This window comes from Pseudomonas syringae group sp. J248-6, assembly GCF_032586995.1.
GTDB lineage: Bacteria > Pseudomonadota > Gammaproteobacteria > Pseudomonadales > Pseudomonadaceae > Aquipseudomonas > Aquipseudomonas amygdali.
In genome coordinates this window covers 124,776-136,448 of the sequence record NZ_JAWHOP010000006.1, presented here as the reverse complement: position 1 = coordinate 136,448, position 11,673 = coordinate 124,776, and the positions used below count along the sequence as shown (strand labels likewise).

Genomic DNA, 11,673 nt, shown 5'->3' with positions numbered 1-11,673 from the left:
CGCCCGCCCGCCGAGGCGTTCAGCGCAATAGGTGAGGGTGGGGTTAGGCGGCCTTGGCGACTGGTTCGGCAAGTGCTTGTTGAACGGCTTCAACAATGCGCAGCAGGTAGTCGTATTCGTGGTTGCTCTCCACGGCGCGCTCGCCGACCGGGTAATGCCACTCATCACCGAACAGAGCCGTTAGCAATTCACTGTGATGCCAGCAATCGTTTTGGGTTTCTATTCCACTCAGGTCTTCGATACGGTCCCAAAGCCTTCGTGCGTCCTCCGCATCCAGCGAGCCGCACTCCCATGTGTGCATATTCCGATGGCGGCGGCGCTCGATCACACATTTGGCGGCCAGCTTCTTGAGCGCATTACCGCTGAACCGTGCGCTGTCTAGCCCGCGGCTCAGGCAGTTGAGAACGTAACCTGAATCGCAATTCGTCACGAACTGGGCCACAGTGCGCGGCCCCATTCCCCCCCAGTAGGCGGTCCAGCTCTTGCCCCAGCAGCTGATGGTGATTTTTCCCTGAGCTGTCTGGTAGTCGGGGTTGCCTTCAATTGGGCAGTCACGGCGGCCGAAGTCTTCAAGGAAAACGGTTATTGGATCAAGGCGCGGCACGTCCGAGATCACCAGTTTGGTGACGGTGCTTTTTTCGATCTTCATGGCAATCTCCATGCATGCGCCGCCCTCCGTGTCCGGTGGTGGCAAATTTGTTTGGGGTAGGGTATTAGTGATGATCTATATCTGCGGATTTTAAAATCATGGAAAGATTTACAACTGCTGTCAGGTCGGCGATAAAAGAAAAAAACTGGTACTCAGCACTTTACCTTTCGTTAACCCTGCCAGATGTATGCGCGAGCCTTATATCTGTAGATGGAAAGACAAGCTGCGCAAGGTATGCCGATTGGTTCGATTCTAACTTGTCCAAAAAGTACACTCACCCACTAGGACCAGATAAAGTCTCTACTGTTTTCCTTTCTGGGCATGATTGTTACGCTTTGAGGTGTGCGTTATTGCATAATGGAATGCCTGATATAGTAGGTCAGTCGGCTCAAAAAGTAAGAAACGCTTTAACAAATTTTCACTTCACTGTTCATGGTTGTCATCTGAACAAGTTCGGAAGCCTAATGCAGCTTGATGTGGCTACCTTTTGTGGGGATGTATGTGAGGCTGTGGATGATTGGGTCCAGAGCTTTAGGAAAGCCGATCCATCCGCCGGAGAGAAACTTGCATCCATTCTCACAATACAATCAGGCCCAACATCACTTGGCTTGATTACTTTCGGGGCTCCACCGGAGAGTTAAAATGTACTGAGGGTAGTTGATTTCGTTAGTTCTCTGCTAAATCTGACGCGTCAGTTCCAAGCATTCGATCTTGCTCGGCTTGGCTGGCGCGCATGAAGTACAGCCCCAGGTTCTGCCAAGCTTCCTGCGGGCTGTTGATTCCGTTGCGCTTCATCGCGGCTGACATGCCGGCTTTCACGCCGGACGCCAGGCTGATGGTTACCTTCTCAATCCCGAGTCGTTCAGCCTCAGCTTTCTTGCGATCCCGGTAGTCCTTGGAGTGCTGCGCCTGTGTCTTTGGCGTGCGCTTCACTTTCGATAGATCCTGTTCACCGGGTAATCGATGTTGAAGTCTGCGATGAGTCGTTCCATCAGCGTGCTGCTGATGCCGATCAGGTTCTTGGCGGCGTACCGAGAGAGGCCGCGGTTCCTAGCTTCCTTGATGCGCAGAACGTTCAACGCATCCTCGACTGGGTCTATACGCTCGACCTTCACACGCGATAGGTATGGGCTTGGATCGAAGCGCTTGTACTCGAACCGGTGCTCGGCGGCGATCTTACGCAGCATGTGGTGGCTGACCCCGGTGTTACGGCTCACATCGGTGATCGTGGTTGTCTGTGCCATGTGGCGGATCTGCGCTACCACCTCATCGCTGACGTGGCCGCGTGGTAGATTCGTCTCAGAGGGCGGTGGAGCTGCTGCGCGCATCGCTTCCTTGGTCCGCTGGCGCGGCGCAGGCGTTGCTGCCGGCCCCATGCGTCCGTATGGCCTGGGCTTGTATGCGAAACCCTGCAGCGTGGCGATCACGCCGCCACTCTTGAGAAATTCCGCCACCTCAGCCTCAAGGGCGGCGGACCGGTCTTTGTTGCGCTGAATCGTGCTCAGCTCTGGACTGATCATCAGCTTGCACCGTAGAGCGCGAACAGAGCCAGGCCTGTGGCGATGGCGGCAGTCCAGCGCAGCATGTACGACGCGAAAGACGGCTGGCGCACTGGCTGGGCTTCCATCTGCTCAGCGGCCCTGCAAGCCGCGCTGTGGCCACGAAGCACGCCGCGCACAGTACCGCTCGAGCGCTCGACGATACCGAACTCGTTATTGCCGTTCGGCACGACCGTGAAGCGCGGCAGAGCTGCCGGGTTCTTGCGGCCGACCTTGTCGTAAAACTCGGCAGTGGAAAGGTTGCAGCGCTGGCGCAGGCCTTCGAGGATTGCACGACGTTGGCTGATTGTCTGGTGCATATGAGGCTCCTTGACCGCATTGGTCAGATGACAGGCGCGGGTGACCAAACCCAGCCGTGAGACTGGCCTGGCACCTGCCGATGCGGTCGTTTGATTTAGGGGAGGGTGCCGGTCTTTCCCGGCTGTCACGGCGCTTGTGCCAGATCAAGGTAGCTCGCCAATACCAGGTTGGCGCTGACCCTGCGCAATGCGGGTTGAGCTATTCGCCGGTTGCTGCAGATGGCCGGAGCTGATCCCGGCATGGGTTTGGTCAATAACTCCGGGGCTTTCACCCTCACACCCAGCAGGTCCGGCACAATTACCGGCCACGCTGTAAATCCACTTGCGCATCAGCCTGCGCATTCATCTGCTTTGTTGCGTTGATGCAGGGGGCCGATTTAACGGTTTGAACTATTCCGCATCGGGGTGTGATCTGCCTTTCCGGACACTCAGGGTTTCGGCGCGACTTAAACGTGCACTCCGATCCGATTTCAGATCACACTCCGATGCAGCCTGGCGCTATGACAGGGATCGGGCAGTTTTCGTCAGGCTGACGTGTAGCTGTTGCTCAGTCGTCGAAACCGTAGGAGAAATCGCTTTCCTCGCAATCGATCAACAGGACGGCATTGCCAAAATAAAGCGAAGCAAGGATTCGTTCCCATTTCGTACGGAGATTCATCGTCACCGCGATCTTCTTGTCGTCGATCTTGGCGCTGTATACCTCGCCGAATTCGACTTTAGGCCTCCAGCGGTCGCCGGTTTCTCGCTCACCCTCAACCATCACATGCAGGCTGTGCTTCAAGCTGTAATCATTGCGTCGTTCGTTGCTAAAGCTGTAACGGTTGCTACCTTCGGGCTGCGGGTCGAAGTGGATTCTGTAGAATTTTCGAGAACGGCTGTCGTCCTCAATAATGCGAATCTCTGGAGCGCTCCACTGCTCTTCAGCAGCTTCATTTTTGTGCTCATCAATGAACGCTTCTAGCAGCTCTTTCAGCGAAATCTCACCAGTGAGAAGGCCTTCACCGGTCAACACCTCAGTGATAGATGCATCGGCCTGTTTCATGATCGCCGACTCCATACAGGCAGCCTCCCAGCGTTCACGCAATGCATTTGCTATCAACGCGTTGTAGCGTTGAAGCTCGAACACGTCGGTGACATTTGCCGGGAACGCTTCTTTTACAGCGGCTTTGATCGACTCACTGATGGTGCCGTAGGACCTGAAAGCATCCTCGACGACGCTTTTAAACATCTTGTCGATGCCTTCGTCGATCAGCTGGCGAGGGCGATCAGATACCGCGTATGCGCTGACACGTTCTGCCAGAAGTTGCTCAAGTGTTTGTCCCATGACTCGTTGCTCCGTGTGGTTCTGTTTGATTACCGCCTGGCCTCGCCGTCGAGGTCAGCCAGCGAATTCTTTCTCAGCAGATCGCTGCCACTGGCCGGAGCTTGTCCGAGCCCTTACGGCTGATCTTCTGTTCGTACCCGCCCCGGCGTGACTCGGGGGCTCTGCGCTCTCGCCTCATCGATTCATCGCCCAGCACCGCGTGCAGAACGATCACCGACACGAACAACAGGCAGAGCGGGGAAATGATCTGTCGGCGCATGGCTTCGGCGATCATCGCTGTCTGGCGATTCACGCCGAGCTTGAACATTGCGACCGACAACCGCTTGACGACCGTGCCCGGCGCGATGCCGAACGTGCGGGCGATTTCCTTGGCGGTGCAGCCCTGGGCCGCTGACAACAAAAACTGCAACTCTCGCGGCGCAAGACCACGGCCGAGGTGGCCTCTCCATGCCCCGCATACGATGGTGGTATCCATTACGTCTACTCGGTGGTTGTCATCCCAAAGCACCCGGCAAGCCAGGTGCTTCAGTGATGCTGTCCAACAGGTGATTCCGTTCTCTGTAAAGAGCTTCGTCCAGTCGGTCCCGCTTTCCGGGGCTGGGAGATCACTTCGCTGATCCCGTGCTATCTGGCGGCTTCACCAGTCTTGTGGCCGATTCGGAAGGCTGCCGGAGCAGTCTCGCGTCTCGATAGGTGAACATTAGGCATTCCTTCTTTATGAGTCAATAGGTATGCCTAACTATTTTCACGCGCCCACAAAAAAACCCGCTCAGTGGCGGGCCTGTTTAGATCGGAAAGGCTGGGTCTGGAACGAAAAAGCCCGGCGCTGGGCCGGGCTTATGGAGTTCTGTCGATAAGCTTGTGCGTCCCGACGTTTCTCATCACTGCTACGTCGGATTTCAATTCAAAGCTCATTTTATGGGAGTTGTTACCGGTAAAATGTATCGTATAGATTGACGGCCTGCTGTAGCCGTTCAGCTTCTCAAGCTTAAGGTAGCCTGGCTGCGGATTCCGTCTGAGATCTTTAAGAGCCTGCTTGGCCTGAGCCTTGATCTCGTCTGGCAGCTTACCTAAGGCTTTCTTGAATCTACCGCTCGACACGTCCAACGATCTGATTATTAAATTCACAGGTTATCAAATAGGTCATCAATGTCTTTGTCTGTAGTCAGCAAATGTGGCTCTTGATGACCTTCCATGTCAGCGTTGTGCTCCAAGACAGACCATTTCAATCTTTCTAGGGAGTCACTGTAGCGAAGCAATGATTCGATTACCTCGCCGTAGGCATCCTCTACGCCATCCTCAGATTTAAGCTCCGGCGCGTCCTTGGCACATTTATGGCGCATCTCGAAATCGGCATGCAACCGCTTGAGAACATCCTGAGACTGCTCCAAGGATGGAATCAGCTCATCTTCGGTATATGTGCCAGATGCTTGAGCGTGGACCTGTTTGATCAGGCTTCCAACCAGCTCGTTGAAACCATCCATCTGGCGACGGATGAGCACCAGCGCCTCGATGGTGCCATCGATCTGGCGAAGCAGGTCAAGTGAGCGAACCGCCTCACCTCGTAGGTAGTCACTCATTCGCTCCATGCGATCAATTTGAGTGATGATGTGCATTAGATCTCCTCCTATGCATCATATCTAGCGTAATAGTGCGCTAGGCACGCGATTATGATGACCAGAACCGGTGTGTCAAATGAATTCCGCGCCACGAAATCGTAATTTACAAAACGTGGCGCGGACAATCTGACTATAGCTCAGATGCTCAAGCTCCCGGGCGGTTCCTCTATTACTTCGGCTGATAGCTAGAATAGTGAATAGCTATGGTGAAACGATTACGCGATCTATAGCGAATGTCTTACAAATCTCCGCCGCGCCAGATGATCCGGCTACTCAGATCGTTCCCGTACAATCCTTCCTACCCTAATCTCATCTACATACCCTGCCAGCTTGTCCTCGTCGGCCTGGAACAGAATGATCATCTTCAGGATGGCCTGAGCATCAGGCTCGTTACCCGCCAGGCTCAATCGCTCAACGATCCGCAGCAACTCCACGGCGGACCACTTCAAGTCAGAGGCGAGGCCCTGTAGGTCGCGTGCGAGTTGTTGATTTGGCTTCGTCAATCCCATGACTGGTACTCCTACAAAAAACCGGTGACCCGCACAGCCACGCCGATGATCTTGCAATCGTCCGTGCATTTGATCATCGAGTATCCAGGATTGAGTGGTTTCAGATAGAGCTGGCCTGCATCATCTATCAGCTTCTTGAAGGTCGCCTCGTTGCTGCTGGGGAGCTTGGCAACCACCAGCTTGCCGGGCCTCGCTTCAACGCCAGGGTCCACTAGTATCAGCATTCCCTCTGGAACGCTCATGCCTGAGGGGGCGGTCATAGAATCGCCTGCCACTTCAAGCCAGAACGCTCGGCCTTTGGCTTTGTAGTCGCTAATCTCGTAACGATCTGAAAAACCGGGCTCAACCGCTTCCGACCAGGCCCCGGCAGCAACCGTGCTCACGACCGGGTAGCGGTACATCCGATCTGGCTGAGCAGTCATCTCGAAGTTGGACTGCTCGCCACTTAATTGGCTGGAATCCTCATCCGCAGCGTCCGTCTTTCGCATTCGCCCTTTTCCGGTAGCAAGCCACAAAGGCAACACCTGCAAGAAATCAGCAGCTAAAAGAAGGTTTTGGCCCTCGATTGTTTTCGTTTTACCGGAAACCCAGTCATTCACCGACGGTGCCGTTACCCCGCACGCGCGGGCAAGCGCCGCCTGCGAAATCTTTGGCGGCCCAGCCATGGCGAGCTTTAAGCGTTCTTTAAATGTACTCATTAGGGGAGCCTAACATCACGTATCTAAGGTATTCCTATTGACCAAAATAAAAGGCATGCCTAATATTCGCAGCTATGAACCCATAGCCGGAGAGATCAGGCATGAACGCGAGCGTAATTATCGAAGCTCTCGGGGGGACGTTTCGCGTAGCAGAGTTGTGCGAGGTGCGCCCCCCATCCGTGAGCGACTGGAAGAAACACGGCATCCCTAGAGCACGAATGATGTTCCTAAGGGTTGCCAGGCCAGAAGTATTCAAGGCTTTGGAGGAGGAAACCGAGAACCGCTCGGCCCAATCCAGCGCCAAAGCTAAAAAATCAGCGCTTAAACCAATTCATCAGCCACACATGCCAGCAGCGTGAGTTGAATTATCCGCTCAGGCGGGAAGGGCAGGTAGTACAGCGGATGGGCTGTTGATTCATCCAGTACCTAATCTCGGAGTAAGACATGAACGAAAGCAACAGCCACACCGATGCATCTGAGCAGCGCCGCGAGCAGGCCGAGAAAGTTCAGCTTTCTGCTGGAGATCGCGAGATTGCGGTGAAAGCGATCTGCAGTCGGGCAACTGGTACCACAACACAGGTCGCTACCCAGATTCTCGCAGGCATCGCTGCGCTTGATGGCCGACGTCTTCCGATCCTGCTTTGGCCGGAGGATGTCACGCGCGAAGAAAAAGCCACCTGGCACAAGTCCGAGGCAGCTTTTTGGGATTCTGCGATTTTATGTTTTCGGCAAGCTACAGAGCAGGCTGAGCAAAATGCGCAGCGAACTCACGAGAAGTCCCCCAGCCCTGAGCAGACTGCCATACGGGCTCCGCTTCAGCAGGACTCAGCTTTAGCGCCAGAACCTCTTCACGCAGCAGATACAGAAAATCTTCGTCATCGACGATCAAGCGAACGTGCTCCAGGCGCCAGTGATGCTTGTTGATCAAGTAAAGACGCAGCGCTTCAAGCGGATCGAGCGGTTTCCAGATGGCCTCCGGGCTGCAGCGCAGTCGCTCTGCGAAACACTTCAGCTTGTAAGCGCCGAGCGCTTGCCGAAGGTACTGATCCGAATTGTTCCTTGCCCATCTTTCCTCAGGGTTGTCTCTCAGCGCCTGCTCATACCGATCGGAAAGCGCGTACCACTCCCTCAGGTAGTTCATTTTTTCAAAGCCCATATGTCCGGTCTCCGTGACCTTGTTGTGTGGAAGCAGAAAGCTACCACGGATGCACCGGACACCCACAACGCCTGAATTTTGGGCAAAAAAAAGCCGGTGGCTAGACCGGCTTCTTCACAACATAACGAGGTCGATTATGCCCACCAATTCAGCGACGAGCAATACCTGCGAAGGCCTGTCAGCTTGGTCGTTTATGCGAAATCTGACGCGTCATTTCTCAACCCTCACGCATGGAGGGCTGTGATATGGCCCGCGCACGCAATATCAAGCCAGCGCTGTTTAAGAACGAAGTGCTTGGCGTAGCTGATCCCATGCTGACCTTGCTGTTCGAGGGTCTGTGGCTGCTCGCTGATAAAGCTGGCCGCCTCGAGGATCGTCCTCTCCGAATCAAGGGTGAGCTCTTTCCGTACCGTGACGGCCTTGATGTCGATGGCATGCTGGCCTGGCTGGCGGCCGAGGGCTTCATTGTCCGCTATACGGTATCCGGCAAGCGCTACATCCAAGTCGAGAATTTCGACAAACATCAGAACCCGCATCGTAATGAGCCGGAGTCAGTTATCCCTTCTGTATCAGAAGGTTGTATCAGTACCGATTTTGGCGGTACTGCTACTGCCATTATCGGAAGCACTCCGGCTGATTCTCTGATTCCTGATTCTCTGATTCCTGATTCTCTGATTCCTGATCCCCTCAACACACCGACACCTTCGGCATCGTCGCCGACGACGGGCGATCTGTTCCCAAAGTTCTGGAAGCTTTACCCGAACAAGAAGGGCAAGGCGGCAGCCGAGAAGGTTTGGCGGAAACTCAAGGTCAATGACGAGCTGTTCACGCTGATCGCCCAGGGCCTGGCCAAGCAATGCGCTTCGCTGGCCTGGATCAAGGACGGCGGCCGGTTCGTTCCCCACCCAGCAACTTGGCTCAACGGCCAGCGCTGGGAGGATGAGGTGCAGCCTGCAACCAACGTGCATCAGTTCCCCAACTCCCGGCACCACGGTTTTGCTGATCGCGATTACACCGCTGGACTGATCACCCGGGAGGATGGCAGCTATGCGATCTGAGAACGTCGTTTCCATGCCCAGCGCCACGCCACCGCCGCAACAGACGACCGGCATCTGCGATGACCATGGGCAATTCCCTCAGACCGTAAACGTGATTTTCGGCAGGGTATTCAAAACGGGCTGCCCGGACTGCATGCGTATCGCCAAGGATGAGGATGCTGAGCGTGCAAGGATCAATGAGCGATACGATCTATCCCTCAAGTTCGGCGCAGCGCTGATTCCGAAGCGTTTTGCATCCAAGACCCTGAATGGTTACATCGCCGATACCGCGGGCCAGAAAGAGGCTCTACGGGTGTGTCGAAAGTACGTGGACAAGTTCCCGGAGATATCCGAAACAGGCCGCTGCCTGCTGATGCTCGGCAAGCCTGGAACCGGCAAGACCCACCTGGGCACTGCCATTGCCAACGAGCTGATGCGCAAGACTGACGCCACGGCCGTCTACCGAACGCTCGGCACAATCCTGCATGACATCAGGTCGACCTACCGCCAGGGCAGCGAGCGCACCGAAGGGCAGATCCTTGCGGCTCTCGTCATGCCGTCTTTGCTGGTTCTCGATGAAATCGGCGTGAGCAAAGAGGCGCCTAGCGATTTCGAGCTGACCACGCTTTTCGCAATCATCAACGGACGTTACGAGCAGATGCGCCCGACCGTGATTATTTCAAACCTCGACGGAAAGGCACTCCCGACGGCGATGGGCGAGCGCTGCGTTGACCGACTACGTGAGGGCGGAGTGATCGTGCTGCCCTTCGAATGGGAATCGCATCGCGGCAAGGAGGACTTTTGATGCCCCGGCAAACCAAACTCACCAAGGCAGCGCGTGACCGCGAATGCCAGATCCGTTACCCAGGCTGCTCGAGCGAATCCTCGACCACGGTGCTGGCCCATTACCGGCTGGCCGGGACGTGTGGCATGGGAATCAAGCCAAACGACCTGCAGGCCGCTTGGGCTTGTGCCTACTGCCACGACATCGCCGATGGCCGCCTGCGCGCACCGGCGGTGTTGAGCCGTGAAGAAGTCCGGCTTTTCCACGCCGAGGGTGTCATGCGTACCCAAGACTTGCTCATTCGTGAAGGGAAGGTGTCCCCGTGAAGCCCGCCGAAATGACATTGTTCAAGCCGAAGCGCACCCGCGCCAAGTCCGTCGACCGTGAAGGCCTGGAGCAGGCCGCGTTGCTGCGCGAGCTCAAGCTGCGCATGCCCTTGGTGGCGGCGCTGATCTATCACGTTCCCAACGGTGGCCACCGGCACAAGCTGGTTGCGATAAAGCTGAAAGAGCAGGGCGTGCGCGCCGGTGTTCCCGATCTGGTGCTGCCGATGGCCCGTGGCGGGTACTTCGGCCTGTACATCGAATTCAAGGCCACGCCACCGAACGATGCCGCTGTCTCGGGCAGCCAATACGAGTGGATACGTCAGCTCAACCTGCAAGGCTATCTGGCGATCGTCTGCCGTGGTCACTTCGACGCGATGGAGCAGATCCGTGCATACCTCAGACTTCCTAAGACTGTGGTGGCCGCATGAGCCAGACCCTGCTTACTTCGTTCTCTGATGCGGAAATCCGCCGTCAGGCAGCGAATTCAGACGTGCGCGACCTGCGCGATGCTCGCTATCCGGGCGTCTACTTCCGGTTTCATCAGAATCGTGAGCGCGGTACCTGGCACCTGGTTGTGGGCAAGAAGTGGGAAAAGATCGCCGGTTTCCCAGAGCTGCCGGTGAAAGGCCTGATCAACGCTCTGCCGAAGATCCGGGAGCGCCTTGCGACTGACCCGAAGGCCTCGGCAGCTGCTGGCACCCTGCAGACCGTTGGCCAGCTGCTGGAGTGGTTCATGGTTCGGCAGTCCACAGAGCGCAGTCTTTCGGCCAAGCGCCGCGCCACCAACACCTCGATCATCACCTGCCACCTCAAGCCGCGTCTGTCCGACCTGCTTATTGCCGACGTGGACCGGTCCACCTTGGATAAGCTGGTGATGTGGCCCATGCAGGCCGAAATGTCGCTGTCCTACGTCAGGCTGATGTGGGGCGTGCTGGTGGTCGCCTTCCGCCAGGCCGAAAAGCTCCGCCTGATCGCCCAAAACCCAGTCGCCGGTTTCAAATTCACCGACTTCACTAAGGCCCGCATCTTGCCGAAACCCTCGCGCCTGCGTGCCGTTCAGCTGGAAGAGGTGCTGGGTGAGCTTGCCATTGGGTTCGACCAGCACCCGCAGGACTGCATGTTGGCCTTGATGATGCTGTGTCATGGCACCCGCGCTGGCGAGACAAGGCAAGCGCGGTGGTCGCATCTGACGCTAGGCGAGCAGGGTGAGTGGTTCATTCCAGCCGAGAACACCAAGACGCGCTGCGAGCATCGGCTGCCGCTGACCCAGCAAGCCTGCGCGCTGCTGGAGCGGTATCGGGACTGGCAATCGTCGAGGGGCTACAAGGGTGCCTACATGTTCCCGGCTCGCAACCGTGGACCGATCAGCGACAGCCAGGCATGTGCCGTATTCGCTCGTCTGGGCAAGGGTGAGTGGACGAGCCACGACCTGCGCAAAGTGGCCCGGACCGGCTGGACTGATCTGGGTGTCGACTTCCTGATCGGCGAGATGCTGGTGAACCACACGCTGACCCGCAACGTGCAGACCTATATCCACACCTCGGCTGAACTGCTCAAGCGTGACGCGCTGATCAAGTGGCACGAATGGTTAGACGGGAAAGGCTTTAGCCGCATTCACCGCTCGACCCTGACTAGAAACGAAAATTCGCAGAATGCCGCCGAGGGCAGTACCGGTGCGGCTTCCAGCGCGATCACGAATCCATAAAAGGCGAG

At 56.4% G+C, this 11,673-nt stretch carries 15 protein-coding genes; 6 read left to right on the top strand and 9 right to left on the bottom strand.

The window, feature by feature from the left end; translation table 11 throughout:
• Positions 1–43 precede the first annotated feature (43 nt).
• The 9 genes from RYC17_RS10540 to RYC17_RS10500 all read right to left on the bottom strand — a co-directional run bounded on the left by RYC17_RS10540 (position 44) and on the right by RYC17_RS10500 (position 6,657).
• Positions 44–649, bottom strand: coding sequence for a hypothetical protein (locus RYC17_RS10540; RefSeq protein WP_316903007.1), 606 nt, complete (start codon positions 647–649; stop codon positions 44–46).
• Positions 650–1,315: 666 nt separating this feature from the next.
• Positions 1,316–1,582: a hypothetical protein gene (locus RYC17_RS10535; protein WP_122280938.1), complete on the bottom strand. Its 267-nt coding sequence runs from the start codon at positions 1,580–1,582 to the stop codon at positions 1,316–1,318.
• Positions 1,579–2,169, bottom strand: a complete 591-nt coding sequence (locus RYC17_RS10530; RefSeq protein WP_316903004.1) for a hypothetical protein — start codon at positions 2,167–2,169, stop codon at positions 1,579–1,581. Before RYC17_RS10530 ends, RYC17_RS10535 begins: the two co-directional genes overlap by 4 nt.
• Positions 2,169–2,507 carry a hypothetical protein gene (locus tag RYC17_RS10525; protein ID WP_316903002.1) on the bottom strand — a complete coding sequence of 113 codons (339 nt, stop codon included), beginning with the start codon at positions 2,505–2,507 and terminating at the stop codon, positions 2,169–2,171. The genes RYC17_RS10530 and RYC17_RS10525 overlap by 1 nt, the downstream gene beginning before the upstream one ends.
• A 547-nt stretch (positions 2,508–3,054) precedes the next feature.
• Positions 3,055–3,831 (bottom strand): hypothetical protein, encoded by a 777-nt coding sequence (locus RYC17_RS10520; protein WP_316903000.1) that lies wholly within the window; start codon positions 3,829–3,831, stop codon positions 3,055–3,057.
• Between the two features lie 73 nt (positions 3,832–3,904).
• Positions 3,905–4,306, bottom strand: a complete 402-nt coding sequence (locus tag RYC17_RS10515; protein ID WP_316902998.1) for a helix-turn-helix transcriptional regulator — start codon at positions 4,304–4,306, stop codon at positions 3,905–3,907.
• A 649-nt stretch (positions 4,307–4,955) separates the two neighbouring features.
• The gene (locus RYC17_RS10510; RefSeq protein WP_316902996.1) at positions 4,956–5,447 is read right to left on the bottom strand and encodes a hypothetical protein; all 492 of its coding nucleotides are present in this window, start codon (positions 5,445–5,447) and stop codon (positions 4,956–4,958) included.
• Positions 5,448–5,719: 272 nt separating this feature from the next.
• On the bottom strand, positions 5,720–5,959 hold the full coding sequence (locus tag RYC17_RS10505; RefSeq protein ID WP_316902995.1) for a hypothetical protein: 240 nt from the start codon (positions 5,957–5,959) through the stop codon (positions 5,720–5,722).
• Positions 5,960–5,970: 11 nt separating this feature from the next.
• Entirely contained in the window at positions 5,971–6,657 is a 687-nt protein-coding gene (locus RYC17_RS10500; protein ID WP_057404749.1) for a S24 family peptidase, read from the bottom strand.
• A gap of 444 nt (positions 6,658–7,101) precedes the next feature.
• Here RYC17_RS10500 and RYC17_RS10495 point away from each other — a divergent pair, with 444 nt between their 5' ends.
• The 6 genes from RYC17_RS10495 (at position 7,102) to RYC17_RS10470 (ending at position 11,665) form a co-directional block, all read left to right on the top strand.
• A complete protein-coding gene (locus tag RYC17_RS10495) occupies positions 7,102–7,581 on the top strand; it encodes a hypothetical protein (protein WP_316902993.1) in 480 nt (159 codons plus the stop codon).
• 477 nt (positions 7,582–8,058) lie between these two features.
• Positions 8,059–8,871 (top strand): phage replication protein, encoded by an 813-nt coding sequence (locus RYC17_RS10490; protein ID WP_316902991.1) that lies wholly within the window; start codon positions 8,059–8,061, stop codon positions 8,869–8,871.
• Positions 8,861–9,655: an ATP-binding protein gene (locus RYC17_RS10485; protein WP_316902989.1), complete on the top strand. Its 795-nt coding sequence runs from the start codon at positions 8,861–8,863 to the stop codon at positions 9,653–9,655. Before RYC17_RS10490 ends, RYC17_RS10485 begins: the two co-directional genes overlap by 11 nt.
• Positions 9,655–9,960, top strand: coding sequence for a DUF1364 domain-containing protein (locus RYC17_RS10480; RefSeq protein ID WP_057404754.1), 306 nt, complete (start codon positions 9,655–9,657; stop codon positions 9,958–9,960). The genes RYC17_RS10485 and RYC17_RS10480 overlap by 1 nt, the downstream gene beginning before the upstream one ends.
• Positions 9,957–10,388, top strand: coding sequence for a VRR-NUC domain-containing protein (locus RYC17_RS10475; RefSeq protein ID WP_046832813.1), 432 nt, complete (start codon positions 9,957–9,959; stop codon positions 10,386–10,388). The genes RYC17_RS10480 and RYC17_RS10475 overlap by 4 nt, the downstream gene beginning before the upstream one ends.
• Positions 10,385–11,665 carry a site-specific integrase gene (locus tag RYC17_RS10470; RefSeq protein WP_316902986.1) on the top strand — a complete coding sequence of 427 codons (1,281 nt, stop codon included), beginning with the start codon at positions 10,385–10,387 and terminating at the stop codon, positions 11,663–11,665. Before RYC17_RS10475 ends, RYC17_RS10470 begins: the two co-directional genes overlap by 4 nt.
• Positions 11,666–11,673: the final 8 nt, after the last annotated feature.

Coding starts and splice junctions, on each gene's coding strand:
- RYC17_RS10530 (WP_316903004.1), bottom strand. CDS start 2,169: ATGATCAGTCCAGAGCTGAGCACGATTCAGCGCAACAAAGACCGGTCC.
- RYC17_RS10490 (WP_316902991.1), top strand. CDS start 8,059: ATGGCCCGCGCACGCAATATCAAGCCAGCGCTGTTTAAGAACGAAGTG.
- RYC17_RS10510 (WP_316902996.1), bottom strand. CDS start 5,447: ATGCACATCATCACTCAAATTGATCGCATGGAGCGAATGAGTGACTAC.
- RYC17_RS10505 (WP_316902995.1), bottom strand. CDS start 5,959: ATGGGATTGACGAAGCCAAATCAACAACTCGCACGCGACCTACAGGGC.
- RYC17_RS10525 (WP_316903002.1), bottom strand. CDS start 2,507: ATGCACCAGACAATCAGCCAACGTCGTGCAATCCTCGAAGGCCTGCGC.
- RYC17_RS10500 (WP_057404749.1), bottom strand. CDS start 6,657: ATGAGTACATTTAAAGAACGCTTAAAGCTCGCCATGGCTGGGCCGCCA.
- RYC17_RS10540 (WP_316903007.1), bottom strand. CDS start 649: ATGAAGATCGAAAAAAGCACCGTCACCAAACTGGTGATCTCGGACGTG.
- RYC17_RS10485 (WP_316902989.1), top strand. CDS start 8,861: ATGCGATCTGAGAACGTCGTTTCCATGCCCAGCGCCACGCCACCGCCG.
- RYC17_RS10495 (WP_316902993.1), top strand. CDS start 7,102: ATGAACGAAAGCAACAGCCACACCGATGCATCTGAGCAGCGCCGCGAG.
- RYC17_RS10515 (WP_316902998.1), bottom strand. CDS start 4,306: ATGGATACCACCATCGTATGCGGGGCATGGAGAGGCCACCTCGGCCGT.
- RYC17_RS10520 (WP_316903000.1), bottom strand. CDS start 3,831: ATGGGACAAACACTTGAGCAACTTCTGGCAGAACGTGTCAGCGCATAC.
- RYC17_RS10470 (WP_316902986.1), top strand. CDS start 10,385: ATGAGCCAGACCCTGCTTACTTCGTTCTCTGATGCGGAAATCCGCCGT.
- RYC17_RS10480 (WP_057404754.1), top strand. CDS start 9,655: ATGCCCCGGCAAACCAAACTCACCAAGGCAGCGCGTGACCGCGAATGC.